The organism is Sphingobium algorifonticola (assembly GCF_004005485.1).
GTDB lineage: Bacteria > Pseudomonadota > Alphaproteobacteria > Sphingomonadales > Sphingomonadaceae > Sphingobium > Sphingobium algorifonticola.
In genome coordinates this window covers 66022-85527 of sequence record NZ_RZUL01000003.1, presented here as the reverse complement: position 1 = coordinate 85527, position 19506 = coordinate 66022, and the positions used below count along the sequence as shown (strand labels likewise).

The following is a 19506-nucleotide window of genomic DNA, read 5'->3' as shown; positions in this document are numbered from 1 at the left end:
TTTTGTCGGGTCGGCAAGACATGCGGGGGCACATATGGCAATCAGCTTTACGGTGAACGGCAGTCAGCGGGACGTCGCAGGCGACCCGGACAAGCCGTTGCTCTGGGTGCTGCGTGAGGACCTCGCCATGCCAGGCACGAAGTTTGGCTGTGGTGTCGGCTTGTGCGGTGCCTGCACCGTGCATCTGGATGGCGCGCCGATCCGATCCTGCCAGACGACGCTGCGCGATGTTGCGGGTGCTCGCATTACGACAATCGAGGCTGTCGCGCAGACCCCGGTCGGCAAGCGCATCACCCAAAGCTGGATCGCGCTGGACGTGCCCCAATGCGGCTATTGTCAGGCGGGGCAGATCATGAGCGCAACGGCGCTGCTGACCCAGACGCCGAAACCGACGGACGACGACATCGATGCCGCGATGGCGGGCAATCTCTGTCGATGTTCGACTTATCTCCGCATTCGCGCCGCGATCAAGGCGGCGGCGGGGACAGGCGCATGAGCGCCCCCGTCCTGTCGCGCCGCCTGTTCCTGAGCGCCAGCGTCATGGCTGGCGGCGGCCTGCTTTTCGACATGGCGATCCCGATCGCCCAGGCTGCGGATGCCAGCGCGGTAATGCTGACGGCGTTCGTACGGATCATGCCGGATAACAGCGTTACGATCGGCGCGAAGAACCCGGAGATCGGGCAGGGCATCAAAACGATGCTGCCGATGCTGATCGCCGAGGAACTGGACGTTGCGTGGGCGCAGGTCCGCATCGAACAGACCGTGGTGCAGGAAAGCCTGTACGGGCCACAGGTTGCAGGCGGCAGTCGTGCCACGCCGGTGAACTGGCTGCCGATGCGGCGGGCAGGAGCCGCCGCCCGGTCGATGCTGGTCACGGCCGCCGCACAATTATGGGGTGTCGATCCCGCTCGGCTGACGACCGGCGAAGGGTCCGTAAAGGATCCGGCAACGGGCAAGTCGGCCACCTATGCCTCACTCGCCGCGTCGGCAGCAGCCCTTCCCGTGCCGGACCTTGAAACCGTTCCGCTGAAAGCTCCCGAGCGCTTCCGTATCATCGGGACGCCGATCAAAGGTGTGGACACCCCCGCCATCGTAGCCGGAACGCCGCTGTTCGGTATCGATCTGGTTTTGCCGGGCATGCTGTACGCCGTTCTGGAAACCTGTCCGGTGTTCGGCGGCACGATCAAATCCGCCAACTTCGATGCGATCCGGGCTATGCCGGGCATTGCTCATGTGCTGACGATCAAGGGTAACGGGCAAGCGGAATCGCTGTTTGACGGCATCGCGATTCTGTCGGAAAGCTGGTGGACCGCGAACAAGGCGCGCGATGCGCTCAAGATCGTATGGGACACCGGCACGCTCACCGATTTTTCGAGTGCTGGCTATGAAAAGGCAGCGTCCGAAAGGTTGGCGGGCAAGGCCGAGACGGATATTGTTCGCGCGGGCGATGTGGATGCGCGCTTTTCGGCAGCGGCAAAGACGGTGCGCGCCGACTACAGCTATCCGTTCCTTGCCCATGCCCCGCTTGAGCCGCAGAACTGCACGGCGTTGTTCAAGGACGGCGCGCTGGAAATATGGGCACCCAGTCAGGCACCGGAATCGGGCCGCAAGCTGGTCTCTACCGCGCTGAACCTGCCGCCGGAAAAGATCACCCTGCGGCTGACCCGTATCGGGGGCGGCTTCGGACGGCGGCTAATGAACGAATATATGGTGGCAGCAGCCGCGATCGCCGCCCAGGTGCCGGGCATTCCCGTCAAGCTGCTCTATAGCCGCAGGGACGATATGCGCCGCGATTTCTATCGCCCCGCCGGGTGGCACGGTTTTTCCGCCGCGCTGGATGCTAAGGGGCAGATGACGGCCCTGCGCGATCATTTCGTGACATTCGGCAAGGATGGCAAAGCGGCGCGTGCAGCGGAACTTGGTGCGACCGAATTACCCGCCGGGCTGCTGCCGGACATTCTGTTGGAACAGTCGCTGCTGGCGACCAACATGCCGACTGGCTGGTTGCGCGCGCCCGGCAGCAACGCGCTGGCCTTTGCCTTTCAGGCATTTCTAGACGAAGTGGCCGAAGCGGGCGGCAAGACGCTTCCGGACCTGCTGCGTGAGTTGCTGAGCCTCAAGGCCGAAGTGCCGATGGGACGGGGCACTTTCACGAGCGCCCGGGCGATTGCCGTGATCGACAAGGTCTGTGCGATGGCGGGATGGAAGGGGGGCAAAGGTGCAAAAGGCAGCGGCCGCGGCTTTGCTTTCTATTTCAGCCATGCGGGCTATTTCGCCGAAATCGTGGATGCAAGCGTGGCAACTGATGGCTCGGTTACGATCGACAAGGTGTGGGTTGCGGGCGATGTCGGCAGCCAGATCATCAATCCACTCAATGCCCTGCATCAGGTGCAGGGTTCGGTGATCGAAGGCATCGGCCAGGCGCTGTCAGGCCAGAAGATCGTGCAGACAGGCGGCGCGGTCGATCAAGGCAATTTCGATGATTATCCGTTGCTGCGCATGCCCGATGCGCCCGAAATGGACGTCGCGTTCGTGACGAGCGAATATCCGCCCACTGGCCTTGGCGAGCCGGCGTTGCCGCCCGTCATTCCCGCGCTGGTCAACGCGATCTATGCGGCAACGGGCAAGCGCATACGCACTCTGCCGATAACAGCGGACATGCTGACTGCCTGATCGCGTGAAACACGGATAAGCCGTTCTGCTGCGCCATCGCAGCAGGCGGCCGTCCGCCGGGTCGTCGTGCACCCCGTGTTCCACCCTACGTCAAACACCCCATACGCTCTGGCAAAGCTGCAATTTACCTTTGCTTAGGCTGGCAGAGGTCCCGCGCCGTGCAAAGCGGCTCCGGGGCGCCCCTGTCAGTACGGTGCAAGCGGCTTCAGACCGCGCCACCGCCGGGGGAGTAACATGATGAAAAAGAACATAGACAGGGGGTTTCCATGACGCACCGATCTTTCACTCGCCTGGCGCTGCTGTCTGCCACAGCCCTGGCTGGCATTAGCGCCGCCGGATTTGCGGGCACCGCCGCCATGGCGCAGGACCTGCCCGCTGCGGAGGCAGACGCGGGTGATGTCATCATAGTGACCGGCACGCGCCGTTCGCTGTCGCTTCAGGATGCACCAATCAACATCGCTGCGCTCGGCGCCGAACAGCTCAACGATCAGCGTCTGAACGATGTGCGGGATCTGGGCGCGTTCACGCCTGGCATAACGATCACAGACACGGGACCGCGCGGTGCAGGCAGTATTGTGATGCGCGGCCTCAGCGCCAGCGACACGAGCACCTTCGCCGACAATACGAACAATGCGATCGGCACCTATCTTGGCGAAGTGCCGCTCTATCTGGATTTCAAGCTGATCGATCTGCAACGCGTCGAAGTCTTGCTCGGCCCGCAGGGAACGCTTTATGGCCTTGGCACGCTGGCCGGGGCGATCCGTTACATTCCCGAGCGCCCCGATGCATCGAAGGTCAGCGGCTACGCCCATGCCCGACTATATGACGTCAAGGAAGGGTCCGGCTTCGGCTTCGTGCTTGATGGCGCGATCAACCTGCCGATCATTCCGGACGTGCTCGCATTCCGTTCGGCCACGGGCTATTATTATGATCCCGGCTTTATCGATTATCCCTTCACTGTCGCTCAGATCGGGGTTTCCGACCCGCAGCCGGGTCCTTCCTCTACAAATCCCTTGGGCACGACCGCGCAGCAGCAGGCCAATTTCGCGCCACAGGCCGATGTGAACTATGAAAAGACGCTGACAACGCGCAATCAGCTTGGTCTCACCGTCGGCGAGGTGAAGGCCTATCTGTCCTATGTATTCCAGGAAACCAAGACAGGCGGTCGCCAGGCGAACGGCGGCGGCGTGCTGGGCGAGGGGAAGTATCAGGGTGTGTGGCGCGTGCAGGAACCGTCACGCCGCCGGTCTGAACTCGTCAGTCTGGAAGTCGAGGCGCAGCTTGGTGACTTTGCGCAGCTCGTATCTGCGACCGCCTATACCGAAACGAAAAATCGTTTCTCTCAGGATGTCACCGACCTGCTGCTCGATCTCGACTATGGCTATGAAGCCTTCCCGGCGTTCACTGGCTTCACCCGGTCGCGCGCCGACAATGAGCAGTTCAACCAGGAGCTTCGCCTTGTTTCCACCCATGGCGGTCCGTTCAGTTGGGTGATCGGCGGCTTCTACAACAAGTTGAAGACGGCAACGTCTTATCGCGAATATATTCCGGGCTTCGCTGCTTCGCCCACCGGCCAGTCGTTTGGTGTTATACCGAATGCGGACGACAATGAATATGCGTCGTTCGGCCGCAGCACGACCAAGGAAAAGGCGATCTACGGCGAGCTGTCGTTCAAGATCACGCCCGAGTGGCAAGTGACCGGCGGTGCACGCTATTATGATTACAAGCTTGATCGGTTCGGCGGATCGACCTTGCCATATTACGACGGTCCGGTCGCCGACGACCTCGATATTCCTTCAAGCAGCGGTGCTGCAGAGGCGGACGGCTTTGTCTGGAAAGCGAACACATCGTACCAGTTCACGCCAGACCTGCTGGCCTATTTCACGTACAGCACCGGCTATCGCATCGGCGGTGCCAATACCGGCGCTGCACCTTGCGTCCTGCCGCTCAATCCCAATGTGCAGAACATCTGCGCGCTACCGGATGAACTGTTCTTCGGGCCTGACGAAACAACGAACTATGAACTGGGTATTCGTGCCGGCCTGTTCGGCAATCGCTTGACCACCAACCTGTCCATTTTCCAGGTCGACTGGGATGGCATCCAGCTCGATGGACAGACGATCAATGGCGGGATCGGCATTACGTCCAACGGTGGCAAGGCACGCAACCGTGGCGTGGACTTTTCGTTCAATGCAAATCTGACTGATCGCCTGTCGCTGCGCGGCAACTATTCCTACCTTGATGCGAAGCTGACCGAGGATGTTCCCGACCTCCTCCAAATCCGCAACAGCCTGAACGAGCGGTCCCGCCCCAAGTTCAGCCGCGTCGACGTGTTTTCGGGCGACCGCCTGCCCGGTTCGGCAAAGAACTCCGGCGCATTGTCGGCAACGTACAGCCTGCCAACCGGTTCGAACGAGACCATCTTCAATTGGACAGCGACCTATACGGGTGGAATCCTGACGCGCGTCGGGGCGCGTGGCTTCGGCGAGCGGCTTCCCAGCTATGTCATGCACCGTGCGTCGGTGACCTATCGGACGCCCGTCCTCGAAATGGCGCTGTTCGCCAACAACATCTTCAACAAATATGCCGTTACCGGGGTAAGCAACGACCTCAGCCGCTTCGGCTTCGTCAACGGGGGCGTCATTTCGCGCTATTACGGCCGCAGCGTTGCCCGCCCGCGCGTGATCGGTGTGGAGGCCCGCGTGAAGTTCTGACGTAACCTCAAATAATCACATCGCATAAGGGGTCGCTCCGGTGGAGCGGCCCTTGTGCTTTGTAGAAACCCGCCAAGCCATCAAGTCGCAGGTCAATCGAGACTGATGCCGTTTTTTCCAAACAGCCGTGTCACATCGTCAAGCCGATCCGCGTAAGCCCGCCATTTGCCGACTGAATCGGCATTCAGCGGTTGACGGACCTGTTGCGCGCTGGGGGTTGCGACGGCTGCGGTATTCTTGTGGAAGGCAAGGCATGCGTCCGACCACGACAGGCCACAATGGGCAATCAGACGGCGCGTCTCCGCTTCCTGATCGGCAATCAGCGCCTCATAGCCCAATTCCAGCACGCGGCCAGGGAACTGCCTTGCCCAAAAGGCCATAAGCCGGTCGAACAGCAGATAATAGTGCGCCGTGTCCATCAGATCATAGGACCATCGATAGTAAGGCGAACCGGTGGCGAACAGCGTTTTATAGGTGCTCCATACGCTGTCCATGGGATGACGACGCAGGCAGACGATGCGCGCCTCGGGCAGGGCACGAGCAATGAAGCCGACATACAGAAAGTTGAGCGGAAACTTGTCGGTGAAGACCGGTGCCTGTGCGCCGCCGTGCTGCCGGGCGCGCTGCACATAGGCAATCCCGACGTCCTGCGGCGCAACGTCGTGCATTGCTTCGATGGTATCTGGATCGAGAACCAGCCGCGACGGGCTTTGCGACAGGCGCTTCACGGCAAGCGGCATGGCCTGCAACTCACCCGCCGACTGAATCTGCGGATGCGACGAAATGATGCGATCAACAAGCGTCGTCCCGGTGCGCGGCAGGCCGATGACGAAAATCGGCGCATCTGCAACGCCGCTATCACCGCTGAAATAATCCGGTCGCGCAAAGGCAGTTTCAATGGCCGCGACGGTCGCTTCGTCGCTCTCGATAGTGTAGCCCAGCCGTGCCTTGTGCGCGCGGTTGCCAGTGGACAAATGGCGATAGGTCGCCGCATGATCGCCCAGATCCTCATATTCCTTGGCTGCGGCATAATGAATGCGCAGGCGATCGACCGGATCGTTGGCCCGCTGCAGCGCCGTTTCCAGACGCGCGACATGGTTGCCGGTGGCGGTCTGTCTGCGCAGCGTCGCCAAGCCCAGATGGGCACGGCCGTCCTCCGGGTTGGCCTTCAGCAGCTCTTCATAATGGATTTCGGCATCTGCCACGCGCCCGAAAAAGCCGTATGTGCTCGCCAGATTGTAACGGAAACTCATGTTGGACGGATCACCTGCCACGGCACGTTCGAACAGCGGCAGGGCGGCAGCATGATCGCTGAGCCGCGCATAGACACAGCCGATCGTATCCAGCACCAGCGGGTCCTCGCCCGCGCTGGCCAAGGCAGCATCGGCCGCCGCGCGTGCCTGCGCCTCCTGGCGCGCCAGCGTGAGCAGGCGGGCGTGATGCGCGAGATATTCGGCCATCGCCGGAGACGCCGGAGGTGACGCCTCGCGGGACAAGGCAACGGCGCGTTCGGATGATTGCAGGGCGAGCGCGATGCGTCCGCTTTCCGCAAGCGCCATGGCAAGCAGAAAATGCCCTTCGGCGCTGGCCGGATCGCGCTGCAAGGCCGCAGCGGCAAACTGCCCGCAGCGGTGGGCGTCGCCATCGGCCAGCGCGTCGCGCGCCGCCCGGATCGTCTCTGAATCAGGCCGCGCCAAAGCCGACGACACGCTCCACCATCCAGAAGCAGCCGATGATCCCGACGCCATAGAGCGCCGCCACGCGCACCGGCTGCGCCAGCGACACGCGCCGCAGACCGACCATAATCAGGGTTACGGCACCGACGAACAGCAGTTGCCCGGTTTCAACCCCCAGATTGAAGAAGATCAGCGCCGGAAAACGTTCGCCCGCGCCCACCCCGAGTTCACCGAGGGCGGTAGCAAAACCCAGACCATGCAGCAGACCGAACAGCGATACGATCGTGATTTGCCTGCGGAAAGCCGACTGGTCCGAACCCTGTCCGTCGTCCTGCCGTAGCATCAATGCCTCCCGCGCCATGAAAGCAATCGAGAGCGCGATTGTCGCCTCAACCGGCGGTATCGGGATACGGACCAGCTCGAAAAAGGCGAGCGCCAGAGACACCGAATGGCCGATCGTAAAGGCCGTGACGAGCATCAGCAACGCACGACCGCGCGCTAAAAGACACAGACACAGGACAAAGGCAAGGTGATCCCAGCCCAGCCAGATATGCCAGACGCCCTGTGCCAGAAACTCGCGCCCGATCTGCCCCAGGCTGCGCTCGGCCGCGGCCGTTTCGCCGACCGGCAGAGCGATGCCTTCACTGCTGCCGGCCAGGCTGCGATCGACCTGCGCGCCCATCACATTTGTGACGAAACGCCCACCGTCGGCTTTCCACGGGGTCTGGATAATGTCGCCAGCGCGAAAGGGGCGGTCACAGGTGAAGGCGAAGGCATATTGTGCGCGACCACCGCTGGTCTGGCGCGTCACCCCGGTCTGCGCGCAGCCTTCCGGCCAGACGATCGGTGCAGGCGTTCCGATGGCTTCGGGCAAGCCGACCGTCAGCTCATAGCTGCCGGGGTCTTCGTCCCGAGACAGGGCGAAATCCGCTGACATGAAGATATCGGCTTGCGCTGCGCCAGGCACCAGCACCGCCAGCGCGACAAGCGCAAGACGCAGCCTAGCGAACCACTTCGACATCGAACTTCTCCTTGAGCTTGCCGATCGCTCCATCGATGGCGGCATTGGTCCGGGCCATCATATAATCCTGCCGCACCTGATCCCTCACGGCGGAATAGGGCATCAGGGCCGGTGCGATGCTGCCCGTCTTGCGCACGAAATGCCAGCCTCGCGGCGACTGGACCGGGCCAAACCACACACCCTCTTGCGCTTCCTTCAACCGCGTGACGAACGGCTGGCCGAATATGCCCCGCACCATGGAATCGCCATAGGCGGGGTAGGCGCTTCCCAGCCAGAAATCGTCACCCGGCACTGTCTGACCGCTGTTGAGCGCCGCAAGAATCGCAGCGCTGTCGCCCGGCTTGGTCGACCGGAAAATTTGACTGAAGGTCGTTTTCGGTTCCGAGCGGTAAAGCGCAATATTGTTGGAATAATGATCGACCAATTGCTCCTCGGTCGGCTCGACCGGGGCACCCGCAATAAGGTAACGCACCTTGTCGGTCAGCCGCGCGCGGGTTTCGCCATCGGTCAGATGCATGTTCCGGTCGATAGCCTCGCGGAACAGCAGCTCGCCCGTTATGAAGTTCTTTTCGATACGGGCGCGGTCAGCTGCATCCGCCTTGCGGCCAGAGAGCATTTCGAACTCGTCGACCAGCGCCTTTTCCGCTTCGGGCGTGTAGCGCACAGCGGGATTGCGCTGCTGCTCAATCACGGCGTAACCGGCAAAGATTGCCGCGCCGACCAGCAGGAAACTGAACAAAGGGTCGCGTACGACCCGCGCGAACGCCTTGGTTAAGACGCCTTGACGAAGCCAGACCATTATCGCTTTCACGCTTGGTCCCAAGGCAGTCCGACCATCGGCCTGCTTTGCTTGACGCCTTGTTTCTAAAGCCCCTGCCATGCGTTCCTGCCCCTGATCGCGATGCCATGCGTTGATGGGCACGACACTATCCCGATGCCATGCCATTTGCCTACGTCAAATGACGCATACGGTGACAGCGCGCCAGTCCATAGCTCTAGTGGCGGGCATAACAGGGGATGCGTCGACGCCATGCGTTCGGACGCTCAGGAGCTTAAGCATATGATCGGTCGGATTCGGGCATCCCGCTTACTCGTCTTGGCGAGCATGTGCAGTGCACTGTCGCTTGGTGCCTGCTCGTCCGGGGGCGGCGCGGGCGATGCGCCCGATGGCAACACCGTGTCTGTGGGCGTACTCCAGTCGCTGACCGGCACGATGGCGATCAGTGAAATCACGGTCAAGAACGCCGAAATGCTCGCGATCGAGGAAATCAACGCCGCAGGCGGCGTGCTGGGCAAGACAATCAATGCTGTAGTGGAAGACGGTGCGTCCGACCCGTCTACCTTCGCACAAAAGGCTTCGAAGCTGATCGAGAATGACGGGGTTTCAACGGTTTTCGGCGGCTGGACATCGGCCAGTCGCAAGGCGATGCTGCCCGTGTTCGAACGGACGAAGAACCTTCTGTGGTACCCCGTCCAGTTCGAAGGCAATGAATGTTCGCCCAACATCATGTACTCGGGCGCACAGCCCAATCAGCAGGCGTTGCCCGCGCTCAAATGGGCGGTGGAACAGGGTTACAAAAGCTACTTTCTGGTCGGTTCGGACTATGTTTATCCGCGTACCGCGAACCTGATCCTGAAGAAGCATATCGAAAAGGGCGGGATGACGGTTGCCGGTGAAGCCTATGTACCTCTGGGCGGAACCGACTTTTCCGGGGTTATCGCCAAGATCCAGCAAGCCAAGCCTGCCATCATCATCAATACATTGAACGGCGACAGCAATGTCGCCTTCTTCAAGCAGATGCAGGCCGCGGGTCTTTCGCCCAAGACGCTGCCGGTCATGTCCTTTTCGATCGGTGAGCAAGAGGCGCAGGCGATGGGTGCGGGGCTGGTCGAGGGAAGCTATGCCGCGTGGAATTATTTCCAGAGCCTGACAGGCGAGGCCAACGCGAAGTTCATAGCCGCGTACAAGGCGAAGTTCGGCAAGGACGCGGCGATTACCGATCCGATGGTCCACGGCTATCTCGACGTATGGGCGTGGAAGGCTGCGGTGGAAAAGGCCAAAAGCTTCGAGCCGGAAGCGGTGCGCAAGGCTGCCGCGACACTGGGCAGCTTCGATACGCCGATGGGCAAAGTTTCCTTCGCCGCGAACCAGAGCCTTGTCCAGAAAGCCTATATCGGCAAGCTGAAAGCCGACGGGCAGTTCGAGATTATCGCCGACAGCGGCAGCGACATTGCGCCAGAACCTTATGATGCGCTCGCTTTTCCGGGCAAGAGCTGCAAGATTTGAGGACGGATGATGGTCTCAATATCCGTTCGGGCCGAGCTCATCGAAGCTCGCTGGCGAACGGATAGCTGATTATGGACGCGACGCTCTTCCTCAATCAGCTGTTCAACGGCTTTTCCGTCGCCTCGCTGTATCTGCTGGCCTCGCTCGGTCTGGCGCTCAGCTTCGGGTTGATGCGTGTCATCAACATGGCGCATGGCGAAATGTTGATGCTAGGCGGCTATCTCGCCTGGATGACACTGCTGGTCGTGCCGGGCGCGGCAGGCATCATTCTGGCGATTCCGGTGGCATTTGTCGGAGCAGCGGCGATGGGCGGATTGATCCAGTCGACGCTGATCCGGCGGCTGTCCGCTCGTCCCCTTGATACGTTACTGGCGACCTGGGGCGTCAGCCTGATCCTGCAACAGGGCGCGCGTGACCTGTTCGGCGCGGTCGGCGTGGAAGTGCGCGCGCCGGATTGGCTGTCGGGTAGCATCGCGCTGGCTGGCGTGACGATTCCGTCGGCGCGCATCTTCATCATTGCGGTTGCAGTCCTGGTGCTGGGCAGTCTGGCGCTGTTGTTGTTGCGCAGCCGCATCGGCCTGCTGGTCAGGGCGGTCAACCAGGACCGGATGATGGCGGCGGCGACCGGCATTGACGTGAAGCGCGTCGACTTCACGATATTTTGCCTCGGCGCGGGGATTGCCGGGCTGGCCGGGGTCATGCTGGCGCTGCTCGGCCCGGTGACGCCCAATGTCGGCCAAAGCTATATCATTCCGGCGTTTCTTGTCGTTGTGATGGGGGGCCTTGGCAGTATCGTCGGCACCACAGCAGCGGCCGCAATCCTTGGCCTGTTCTCCGCACTCGCGCAGATTTTCGTGGACGTCAGTGTCGCACAGATGCTGCTGCTGGTCTTCGTCGTGCTGTTCATTCAGGTCCGCCCGCAAGGCGTGATCGCGGTCAGGACGCGCGCGCTCGATGTCTGATCCGACGCTTCTGCAACGCGTGTCCAAGGCATTGCCGTGGCTGTTGCTTGTGCTTGCCATCGTCGCGCCGTTTGCGCTGTCCGCCTATGATCTCAACCTGCTCGCACGCTTCATGGCCATGGCGATCCTCGCCCTCGGCATCGTCCTCATCTGGGGGCATGGCGGCATTTTGAGCCTGGGGCAGGGGGTGTTCTTCGGCATCGGCGGCTATGCCATCGCTATGCATATGAAGATGGCCGATCTGCCGGAGGGCGAATTGCCCGATTTCATGCTGTGGAGTGGTCAGGAAAGCCTGCCGTTCTGGTGGGCACCGTTCGCCAGCCCGACATTTGCCATTGCCGCCATCCTCTTTGTTCCGGTTCTGGTGGGCAGTTTGTTTGCCTGGGCGGTGTTCCACAGGCGGGTCGGCGGCACCTATTTTGCCCTCATTACGCAGGCGCTGGCGCTGGCTTTCGCCACCTTGATCATCAGTCGTCAGGACGTGACCGGCGGGTTCAACGGCCTTACCGATTTCTACGGGATTTTCGGCGTGGGACTATCGAGTCCCGGTGTTCCCGCGGCGCTTTACTGGCTGACGCTGGCGCTACTGGTCGCCAGCTATTGCGGCGTACGCCTTCTGCTCGCCTCGCGCTTCGGCATGCTTCTGCGCGCGGCGCGCGATGGCGAAAATCGCATCCGTTTTCTCGGCTACAACCCTACACCGTTCAAAGTCGTCGCCTTCGCAATTGCCGCAATGCTGGCGGGTATAGCAGGCGCGCTCTTCACGCTGCACGCCGGGGTCGTTTCGCCCGCTCTCATCGGCGTCGTCCCATCGATCGAAATGGTCGTATGGGTAGCGATCGGCGGGCGTTACAGCCTGGCCGGTGCCATCGTCGGCGCGCTGCTTGTCAATATCGCGCGCGATGCTGTCTCCAGCGCCTTCCCGGAACTCTGGCTGTACCTGATGGGGCTGCTGTTCATTCTGGTCGTCACTCTGCTGCCCAACGGCCTCGCCGGGCTGGTGGCGAGCAAGCGCGCATGAGTAGCTCTGCGGTTGCCGATCTGCTGCTCAGCGTCGATGGCGTCACGATCGACTACAGCGGATTCAAGGCGCTCGACAATTTCAGCATGACGCTCCAGCGCGGCGAAACCCGCGTGGTGATCGGCCCCAATGGTGCAGGCAAATCGACCTTATGCGATACGATCATCGGTCGTGTCCGCCCCAGTAGCGGTCGGGTGCTGTTCCGCGGCGAGGATATCAGCGGCTTGCCCGAACAGGCGATCGTGGGACGGGGTATCTGCCGCAAGTTTCAGGCTCCGGGCGTGCTCCCGACTTTGAGTGTACGCAATAATCTCGCGCTCGCGGCGCGCAAGGACCGCCGCTGGTGGAAGAGCATGGGGTTGGGCATTCCCGCCGCCGAGCGCGCGACGATCGACGAAGTGCTGGAAACGATCGGCCTGGCGGAACGGGCAGGCGACGAAGCAGGGGCGCTCTCACATGGGGAAAAGCAGTGGCTGGAAATCGGCATGGTCGTGGCGACGGGCGCGGAACTGCTGCTGCTCGATGAACCGACCGCCGGTATGGGACCCGCGGAAACGAGCCGTACGGCGCAGCTCATTCTGGGGCTGGGCGCGAGCCGCACGGTGCTGGTGATCGATCACGACATGAGCTTCGTCGAGCAATTGCAGGCGTCCGTCACGGTCATGCATCAGGGCAAGTTCCTCAAACAGGGGAGCATCGCCGAAATCCGTGCGGATGCTGAAGTGGCCGCCGTCTATCTGGGGCATGCAGCGTGAGCGATGCGCTGCTCGACATCGCGGGCCTGTCTTGTGCTTATGGGCAGAGCGACGTTCTTTGGGACATCGACCTTCTGCTGCCGCGCGGCAAGGTGATGGCCCTGATCGGCCGCAACGGCGTCGGCAAGACAACTCTGCTCCATGCGATCATGGGTACACGTCCGGCAAAAACCGGGCGCATCCTGTTCGATGGAACAGACATTTCGGCGCTTCCGCCGCATAAGCGGGCCAAGGCCGGCGTCGGCTTCGTGCCGCAGGGGCGGCATATCTTTCCTCAGCTGACCGTAATGGAAAATCTGGAAACGGGACTTTCCGCTTCAGGCGATCGAAGCAACACAAAGCACGGGATACCCCAGCACATCTTCGACCTTTTTCCAAAACTGTACGACATTCGCAACCGGGCAGGGGGGTTCCTGTCCGGCGGTGAACAACAGCAACTCGCGATCGGGCGTGCACTGGCGGGACGTCCCACCCTGTTGCTGCTCGACGAACCGACCGAAGGCATCCAGCCCAATGTCGTCCAGCAAATCGAGGCGGCGCTGGTCCATGTGCGTGATACGCTCGGCATGACGATCCTGCTCGTCGAACAATATCTCGATTTCGTGTGGCGCTTTGCCGACAATTACAGCGCGATGCAGAATGGCCGGATCCTTCAGCAAGGCAGGATAGCCGATGCCCCTGCCAGCGACGTCGCGCATTTTATCCAGATCTGATGCCAACAGGCGCGCGTAGGGGCTTCCCCCCGGCACTTTGTTCTTGCATTATCGATCATGCCTTGCAGTAATGCTGCGGCGCACAACCGTTCAATAGACCATAGATCGAGCCAAGGATCCCCTATTGCCCTTCTACGAAATGCTCGACAGCCAGAATGCGGTCCGTGATTGTTATGCGGAGGTGCAAAGCTGGGTCGAACGGACGGGCATAGCGGGTCTCAACCGCCGACTGGAGGAAGCCGAAGCGATTTTCCGGCGCATCGGCATCACCTTTGCGGTTTATGGAGAAGGTGGTGATCCCGAGCGGCTGATCCCGTTCGATCTTCTCCCGCGTATATTCACCGCGCGGGAATGGCGTGTGCTCGATCGCGGAATCCGCCAGCGGACGCGCGCACTCAACGCTTTCCTGCACGATGTCTACCATCGTGGCGAAATCATCCGTGCCGGCATCATTCCGGGCGAGATCATTTATGGCAACAGTGCCTATCTACCTGAGATGGCGGGATTTTCTCCGCCAGGCAAGGTCTACAGCCATATTGTGGGCATTGACATCGTGCGGACCGGGCCGGACCGGTTCGAGGTACTGGAAGACAATTGCCGTACGCCGTCCGGCGTTTCGTATATGCTCGAAAACCGCGAGATCATGACGCGCATGTTCCCGGACCTATTCGGTCAGGGGATCGTTGCCCCTGTCGACGATTACCCCGCGGAATTGCTCAAGAGCTTGAAGGAAGTCGCCCCGCCGGCTTGCAAGACCGACCCGGTTGTTGTCGTGCTGACGCCGGGGTCGCTCAACAGCGCCTATTATGAGCACAGCTTCCTCGCCGACCTGATGGGCGTCGAGCTTGTCGAGCCGATGGACCTGTTTGTCGAGGACGGGCGGGTGTGGATGAAAACCACCGGCGGACCGACCGCCGTTGATGTCATCTATCGCCGGATCGACGACGAATATCTCGATCCGCTGGCGTTCAACCCTGCCAGCCTGCTGGGCATTCCGGGCATTTTCAACGTCTATCGCAACGGCGGTGTCACGCTCTGTTCGGCACCCGGCGCGGGGATAGCGGACGACAAAGCCGTCTATACCTATGTTCCCGAAATGATCCGCTTTTATCTGGGCGAACAGCCGGTGCTGTCGAACATCCAGACCTGGCAATGTGCAAAGCCCGACGAATGCGCCTATGTGCTCGAACATCTGCATGAGCTGGTGGCGAAGGAAGTACACGGGTCGGGCGGATACGGCATGCTGATCGGTCCCAAGTCGACCAGGGAGGAAGTGGCGGCCTATGCTGATCGCATCCGCGCCAACCCTTCCGAATTCATTGCCCAGCCAACGCTCGATCTTTCGACCGTACCTACCCTGGGGCCTGCCAGCGTGGTCGAGCGGCATGCGGATTTCCGGCCCTATTGCCTCGTCGGCAAGCAACTGCGGCTTGTTCCCGGCGGCCTTACCCGGGTCGCGTTGACCGAGGGATCGCTTGTCGTCAATTCCAGCCAGGGCGGTGGCGTCAAGGACACCTGGGTCCTGCAGGACTGATGCGATGCTGAGCCGGACCGCCGAAAACCTCTACTGGATGGCACGCTATATGGAGCGGGCCGAATCCACGGCGCGCCTCCTGACCATGGGGCAACGCATGGCGATATTGCCGGGCGCGCATCATCGGGACGAATGGCGATCGGTCGTCCGCGCCACGGGATGCGAGGAGAACTTTCCGCCGGACGCCCATGTGCGTGAGACCGATGTCGTTGCCTATCTGATGCTCGACCCGGAAAATCCGTCGTCGATCCGCTCTTGCCTCGCCCGCGCCCGCGCCAACGGCAAGTCGGCGCGCACGATGCTGACGCAGGATATGTGGGAGGCGCTGAACGAAGGCTGGCGCAAACTCGACAGCTATGATGTGGCCGAGGCAAGGCAACAGCTCCCCGGACTGATCGACTGGGTCAAGACGCGGGCGATGACATTTCGCGGCGCGGCGGACAGCGGCCAGTTGCGCAACGAAGGGCATGATTTTCTGCGTGTCGGCGCGGCGCTTGAGCGGGCGCAGATGACGCTGCGCTTGCTGGACGTGAAATATTATGTGCTGCTGCCCGAAACCGAAGTGATCGGCGGCAATCGCGATCATTATCAATGGACATCGGTGCTCCATGCCCTTTCGGGCAGCCGCGCTTATCACCATGTTTATGGCGGCGCCTATACGCCTTGGCAGATTACCGATTTCATCATGCTCAACCGTCTGTTTCCGCGCAGCGTGGCCTATTGCTATGACCAACTGGCCTATCGTCTCAACCGACTGGCGGGATGGCACGACAATCGCGGCCAGTCTCAGGACAGCATCAAGGCGATGGTCGAAGGGCTGGAAAGCGTGGACAGCGGCGAGATTTTCCGTCGCGGCCTTCACGAAACGGTGCAGAATGGCATCGCCCATACCGATCGTCTCGCGAATGAAATCGCGCAGGATTATCATTTCGGGTGATACAGGCGCGTACGCCGACGGGAACTTGGGAAATACAGACAAGACAGGCATCATGCCATGAAACTGCTCGTCCGACACCAGACCGTCTATAGTTATGAGGCGGGATCAAGCCGCGTGGCGATGCTGCTGAAGCTCAAGCCGCGCGATCACGACGCGCAGACCGTGCTGGATTGGTCGGTGATCGTCAATGACACGCCGATCACCGATTTCGCGCCGAACGGCTATGGCGATCTGGAAGCGTTGTGGATCCGTCACGATCGCACCGACAGCGCGACGATATTGGCCACTGGCCTGGTCGAAACGCGCGACGCGAGCGGTATCGTGGCGGGCCTTGAGGAGCGGCTCGATCCACGCATCTACTTGCGGGCGACGCGACTGACGGCCGCATCGCCGGAGATGCGTGAGATGGCGCATGCGTTGGGCCAAAAGGATCCGCTCGACCAGCTCCATGCGCTGTCCGCCGCGGTTATCGGGCATGTCGCCTATCGAGGCGGTGTTACCAATTCAAATACGTCGGCAGCCGAAGCCTTCGCGATCGGGGCGGGGGTCTGTCAGGATCATGCGCAGATATTCATAGCCGCCGCCCGCAGCCTGGGGTTTCCGGCACGTTATGTGACAGGCTATCTGTTGGCGCAGGGTGAGGATGCTTTGCATGAAACCCATGCCTGGGCAGAGGCGCTTGTGCCACGTTTGGGCTGGGTAGGATTTGATGCGTCGAACCAGATTTGCGTGACCGATCACTACATCCGGGTCGCATCCGGCATGGATGCGGACGATGCCGCCCCGGTGCGCGGGTCTGTGACGGCGGCCGGTTCGATCTGGATTGACGCGGACGTGCGGATCGCGCAGGCCAGTGACGACGAGCGTGAACAGCAACTGCAACGGCAACAGCAGCAGCAGCGCCAATCGTGCAATCAGGGGACAAGGATGGGTACTTACGTGCCCGCAATCGGGGAGGCCGGGGGGCAATGACCTATTGCGTAGCGGTTCGGGTGGATGACGGTCTCGTCATGCTTTCCGACACACGGACCAATGCCGGAATGGACAATATCGCCCGCTTTCGCAAGACTTTCACCTATGAAGTGAAGGGTGAACGTGCCATTGCGATCATGTGCTCGGGCAATCTGTCGATCACACAGGAAGTCAAAAGCTGCCTCTCGCGCGCTATAAAGGATAGCGCGGAAGACCCCGAAATCGAAACAATCCTGAATTGCGCCACGATGCATCGCGCAGCCCAACTGGTGGGCGACGCGATGCGGTCGGTTCAGAAACGCTATCGGCCGACGATCGAAATGCAGGGTTCGGCCGCCGATGCGTCGATCATGGTCGCGGGCCAGCGGCGCGGCGGCAAGCCGCGCCTGTATCTCGTCTACAGCGCCGGCAATTTCATCGAGGCAACGGCCGACACGCCCTTTTTTCAGATCGGCGACCACAAATATGGCAAACCGATCCTCGATCGCATCATCACCCCGGTCACCTCGCTAGAAGAGGCGACCAAGGCGGTGTGCGTATCCATGGATTCGACGATCCGTTCCAACCTCTCCGTTGGCATGCCGCTTGACCTCACGATCATTCAGCGTGACGCATTCACCTTTCGGACCCGTGCGCGGATCGAGGCGGACGACGAACAGTTCGCCGCCATTTCCCGCGCATGGTCCGCAGCGTTACGCAAGGGGTTCGAGGATTTGCCGGACGTGCTCGGCTGATGAAATATGCGTCTACCTTAGTGGCGTTTACAGTCATGATCAGCGCGGCAGGGTGTACGCCAACATTGCAAATGGAAGGGCGGCACGTGACTCGCAATCCGATTTCCTATTTCGAGATACCGGTAACCGACATGCCGCGCGCCATGGCGTTCTACAGCGCGGTGTTCGGGTATAGCTTTGAACGCGAAACGATCGACGGTTATGATATGGCACTGTTTCCGGCAGACCCTGATGGCCATGGGGCGAGCGGTGCCTTGGCCAAGGGTGACGTCTATGTCCCGTCGCGCAACGGCACATTGCCCTACCTTACTGTAGAAAGCATCGAGGCGACACTTGCCCGCGCGACCGCCAGAAATGCGACCATATTATACCCCAAAAAAGATATCGGCGCGCCGGGCTTCGTAGCGGAAATCGAAGACAGCGAAGGCAATCGCATAGCCCTGTTCGAGCGGCGGGACTAGCATCAGGCCAGATCACCGCCTATTTCCGCTCATCAAAGACAATATGGAACTTCCATCATGACCGCTACCCATTCCACTCGCATGCTTATTCTCGGTTCCGGTCCTGCCGGACTTTCCGCCGCAATCTACGGCGCACGCGCGGGACTGGCCCCCATTGTGGTCCAGGGCATGCAGCCGGGCGGTCAATTGACCATCACGACCGACGTGGAAAACTATCCGGGTTTTCGCGACGTCGTTCAGGGACCCTGGCTGATGGAGGAAATGCAGGCGCAGGCGGAGCATGTCGGCGCGCAAATGATGTACGACCAGATCGTGAGCGTCGATCTGACCCAGCGTCCCTTTCGGCTGATAGGGGACGGCGGCACCATCTATTCCGGCGACACGCTGGTCATCTGCACGGGCGCACAGGCGAAGTGGCTGGGTGTCGAAGGTGAAGCGCATCTGGGCGGAAAGGGCGTATCCGCGTGCGCGACCTGTGACGGTTTCTTCTATCGCGGCAAGAAGGTCGTGGTTATCGGCGGCGGCAATACGGCGGTCGAAGAGGCGCTTTACCTCACCAATCACAGCCATGACGTCACCTTGATCCACCGGCGGGACTCTCTGCGCGCGGAGAAAATCCTTCAAGACCGCCTGTTCGCCCATCCGCGTATCCATGTGCTGTGGAACAAGGCCGTCGCGCGGTTCGTCGGCGGCGGATCGCCCGAAGGCCTGGTCGGCGTCGATCTGATCGATACCGTAACGGGTGAGGCATCGCACATGCCGACCGACGGCGCGTTCGTGGCCATCGGTCATCAACCCGCGACGGCGCTGTTCGAAGGGCTGCTGCCGATGGACGAGGGCTATCTGCTCGTGGAGAAAGGCACCAGCCGGACGAACATAGCCGGCGTATTTGCGGCAGGTGATGTGACCGACAAAGTCTACCGCCAGGCGGTCACCGCTGCCGGAATGGGCTGCATGGCGGCGCTGGACGCCGAAAAGTTCCTGGCCGAAGCCGATTTCGAAGCGATGGCGGTCGCGGCGGAATAATGGTGGGCCGCGTCCCATAA

Annotated in this window: 17 protein-coding genes; 14 read left to right on the top strand and 3 right to left on the bottom strand. The window is 61.3% G+C overall.

All coding sequences use genetic code 11. The features are described 5' to 3' along the window. The first annotated feature begins 34 nt into the window (after positions 1 to 34). The 3 genes from ENE74_RS09590 (at position 35) to ENE74_RS09580 (ending at position 5387) form a co-directional block, all read left to right on the top strand. Positions 35 to 496, top strand: a complete 462-nt coding sequence (locus tag ENE74_RS09590; RefSeq protein WP_127690729.1) for a (2Fe-2S)-binding protein — start codon at positions 35 to 37, stop codon at positions 494 to 496. Continuing rightward, positions 493 to 2673: a xanthine dehydrogenase family protein molybdopterin-binding subunit gene (locus tag ENE74_RS09585; protein ID WP_127690728.1), complete on the top strand. Its 2181-nt coding sequence runs from the start codon at positions 493 to 495 to the stop codon at positions 2671 to 2673. The genes ENE74_RS09590 and ENE74_RS09585 overlap by 4 nt, the downstream gene beginning before the upstream one ends. A gap of 266 nt (positions 2674 to 2939) precedes the next feature. Continuing rightward, positions 2940 to 5387 (top strand): TonB-dependent receptor, encoded by a 2448-nt coding sequence (locus tag ENE74_RS09580; protein ID WP_127690727.1) that lies wholly within the window; start codon positions 2940 to 2942, stop codon positions 5385 to 5387. Between the two features lie 92 nt (positions 5388 to 5479). Here ENE74_RS09580 and ENE74_RS09575 read toward each other — a convergent pair whose 3' ends face one another. Genes ENE74_RS09575 through ENE74_RS09565 form a run of 3 tightly spaced genes read right to left on the bottom strand, consistent with a single transcriptional unit; the run spans position 5480 to position 8883 of the window. Then, positions 5480 to 7096, bottom strand: coding sequence for a tetratricopeptide repeat-containing sulfotransferase family protein (locus ENE74_RS09575; RefSeq protein WP_241241930.1), 1617 nt, complete (start codon positions 7094 to 7096; stop codon positions 5480 to 5482). Then, positions 7071 to 8084, bottom strand: a complete 1014-nt coding sequence (locus ENE74_RS09570) for a HupE/UreJ family protein (protein WP_127690725.1) — start codon at positions 8082 to 8084, stop codon at positions 7071 to 7073. The genes ENE74_RS09575 and ENE74_RS09570 overlap by 26 nt, the downstream gene beginning before the upstream one ends. After that, positions 8065 to 8883, bottom strand: coding sequence for a peptidyl-prolyl cis-trans isomerase (locus tag ENE74_RS09565; protein WP_164847441.1), 819 nt, complete (start codon positions 8881 to 8883; stop codon positions 8065 to 8067). The genes ENE74_RS09570 and ENE74_RS09565 overlap by 20 nt, the downstream gene beginning before the upstream one ends. A gap of 261 nt (positions 8884 to 9144) precedes the next feature. On the opposite strand from ENE74_RS09565, the gene urtA reads away from it, so the two are divergent. The 11 genes from urtA to trxB all read left to right on the top strand — a co-directional run bounded on the left by urtA (position 9145) and on the right by trxB (position 19486). Next, the gene (gene urtA / locus ENE74_RS09560; protein ID WP_127690723.1) at positions 9145 to 10371 is read left to right on the top strand and encodes an urea ABC transporter substrate-binding protein; all 1227 of its coding nucleotides are present in this window, start codon (positions 9145 to 9147) and stop codon (positions 10369 to 10371) included. A gap of 71 nt (positions 10372 to 10442) precedes the next feature. Continuing rightward, positions 10443 to 11333: an urea ABC transporter permease subunit UrtB gene (gene urtB / locus ENE74_RS09555; protein ID WP_127690722.1), complete on the top strand. Its 891-nt coding sequence runs from the start codon at positions 10443 to 10445 to the stop codon at positions 11331 to 11333. Further along, the gene (urtC, locus tag ENE74_RS09550; protein ID WP_127690721.1) at positions 11326 to 12354 is read left to right on the top strand and encodes an urea ABC transporter permease subunit UrtC; all 1029 of its coding nucleotides are present in this window, start codon (positions 11326 to 11328) and stop codon (positions 12352 to 12354) included. The genes urtB and urtC overlap by 8 nt, the downstream gene beginning before the upstream one ends. Then, positions 12351 to 13109: an urea ABC transporter ATP-binding protein UrtD gene (gene urtD / locus ENE74_RS09545; protein ID WP_127690720.1), complete on the top strand. Its 759-nt coding sequence runs from the start codon at positions 12351 to 12353 to the stop codon at positions 13107 to 13109. The genes urtC and urtD overlap by 4 nt, the downstream gene beginning before the upstream one ends. After that, a complete protein-coding gene (gene urtE / locus ENE74_RS09540; RefSeq protein WP_127690719.1) occupies positions 13106 to 13822 on the top strand; it encodes an urea ABC transporter ATP-binding subunit UrtE in 717 nt (238 codons plus the stop codon). The genes urtD and urtE overlap by 4 nt, the downstream gene beginning before the upstream one ends. A 139-nt stretch (positions 13823 to 13961) precedes the next feature. Continuing rightward, positions 13962 to 15356, top strand: a complete 1395-nt coding sequence (locus ENE74_RS09535) for a circularly permuted type 2 ATP-grasp protein (RefSeq protein WP_420902581.1) — start codon at positions 13962 to 13964, stop codon at positions 15354 to 15356. A gap of 4 nt (positions 15357 to 15360) precedes the next feature. Next, positions 15361 to 16293, top strand: coding sequence for an alpha-E domain-containing protein (locus tag ENE74_RS09530; RefSeq protein WP_127690717.1), 933 nt, complete (start codon positions 15361 to 15363; stop codon positions 16291 to 16293). Between the two features lie 57 nt (positions 16294 to 16350). Next, positions 16351 to 17265 (top strand): transglutaminase family protein, encoded by a 915-nt coding sequence (locus tag ENE74_RS09525; protein WP_127690716.1) that lies wholly within the window; start codon positions 16351 to 16353, stop codon positions 17263 to 17265. Continuing rightward, positions 17262 to 17999, top strand: a complete 738-nt coding sequence (locus ENE74_RS09520; protein WP_127690715.1) for a proteasome-type protease — start codon at positions 17262 to 17264, stop codon at positions 17997 to 17999. The genes ENE74_RS09525 and ENE74_RS09520 overlap by 4 nt, the downstream gene beginning before the upstream one ends. Positions 18000 to 18085: 86 nt before the next feature. Then, positions 18086 to 18460 carry a VOC family protein gene (locus ENE74_RS09515; protein WP_206517684.1) on the top strand — a complete coding sequence of 125 codons (375 nt, stop codon included), beginning with the start codon at positions 18086 to 18088 and terminating at the stop codon, positions 18458 to 18460. A 57-nt stretch (positions 18461 to 18517) separates the two neighbouring features. Further along, positions 18518 to 19486, top strand: a complete 969-nt coding sequence (gene trxB / locus ENE74_RS09510) for a thioredoxin-disulfide reductase (RefSeq protein WP_127690714.1) — start codon at positions 18518 to 18520, stop codon at positions 19484 to 19486. The last annotated feature ends 20 nt before the right edge of the window (positions 19487 to 19506 follow it).

Coding starts and splice junctions, on each gene's coding strand:
- ENE74_RS09590 (WP_127690729.1), top strand. CDS start 35: ATGGCAATCAGCTTTACGGTGAACGGCAGTCAGCGGGACGTCGCAGGC.
- ENE74_RS09585 (WP_127690728.1), top strand. CDS start 493: ATGAGCGCCCCCGTCCTGTCGCGCCGCCTGTTCCTGAGCGCCAGCGTC.
- ENE74_RS09580 (WP_127690727.1), top strand. CDS start 2,940: ATGACGCACCGATCTTTCACTCGCCTGGCGCTGCTGTCTGCCACAGCC.
- ENE74_RS09570 (WP_127690725.1), bottom strand. CDS start 8,084: ATGTCGAAGTGGTTCGCTAGGCTGCGTCTTGCGCTTGTCGCGCTGGCG.
- ENE74_RS09565 (WP_164847441.1), bottom strand. CDS start 8,883: ATGGTCTGGCTTCGTCAAGGCGTCTTAACCAAGGCGTTCGCGCGGGTC.
- urtA (WP_127690723.1), top strand. CDS start 9,145: ATGATCGGTCGGATTCGGGCATCCCGCTTACTCGTCTTGGCGAGCATG.
- urtB (WP_127690722.1), top strand. CDS start 10,443: ATGGACGCGACGCTCTTCCTCAATCAGCTGTTCAACGGCTTTTCCGTC.
- urtC (WP_127690721.1), top strand. CDS start 11,326: ATGTCTGATCCGACGCTTCTGCAACGCGTGTCCAAGGCATTGCCGTGG.
- urtD (WP_127690720.1), top strand. CDS start 12,351: ATGAGTAGCTCTGCGGTTGCCGATCTGCTGCTCAGCGTCGATGGCGTC.
- ENE74_RS09535 (WP_420902581.1), top strand. CDS start 13,962: ATGCTCGACAGCCAGAATGCGGTCCGTGATTGTTATGCGGAGGTGCAA.
- ENE74_RS09530 (WP_127690717.1), top strand. CDS start 15,361: ATGCTGAGCCGGACCGCCGAAAACCTCTACTGGATGGCACGCTATATG.
- ENE74_RS09525 (WP_127690716.1), top strand. CDS start 16,351: ATGAAACTGCTCGTCCGACACCAGACCGTCTATAGTTATGAGGCGGGA.
- ENE74_RS09520 (WP_127690715.1), top strand. CDS start 17,262: ATGACCTATTGCGTAGCGGTTCGGGTGGATGACGGTCTCGTCATGCTT.
- trxB (WP_127690714.1), top strand. CDS start 18,518: ATGACCGCTACCCATTCCACTCGCATGCTTATTCTCGGTTCCGGTCCT.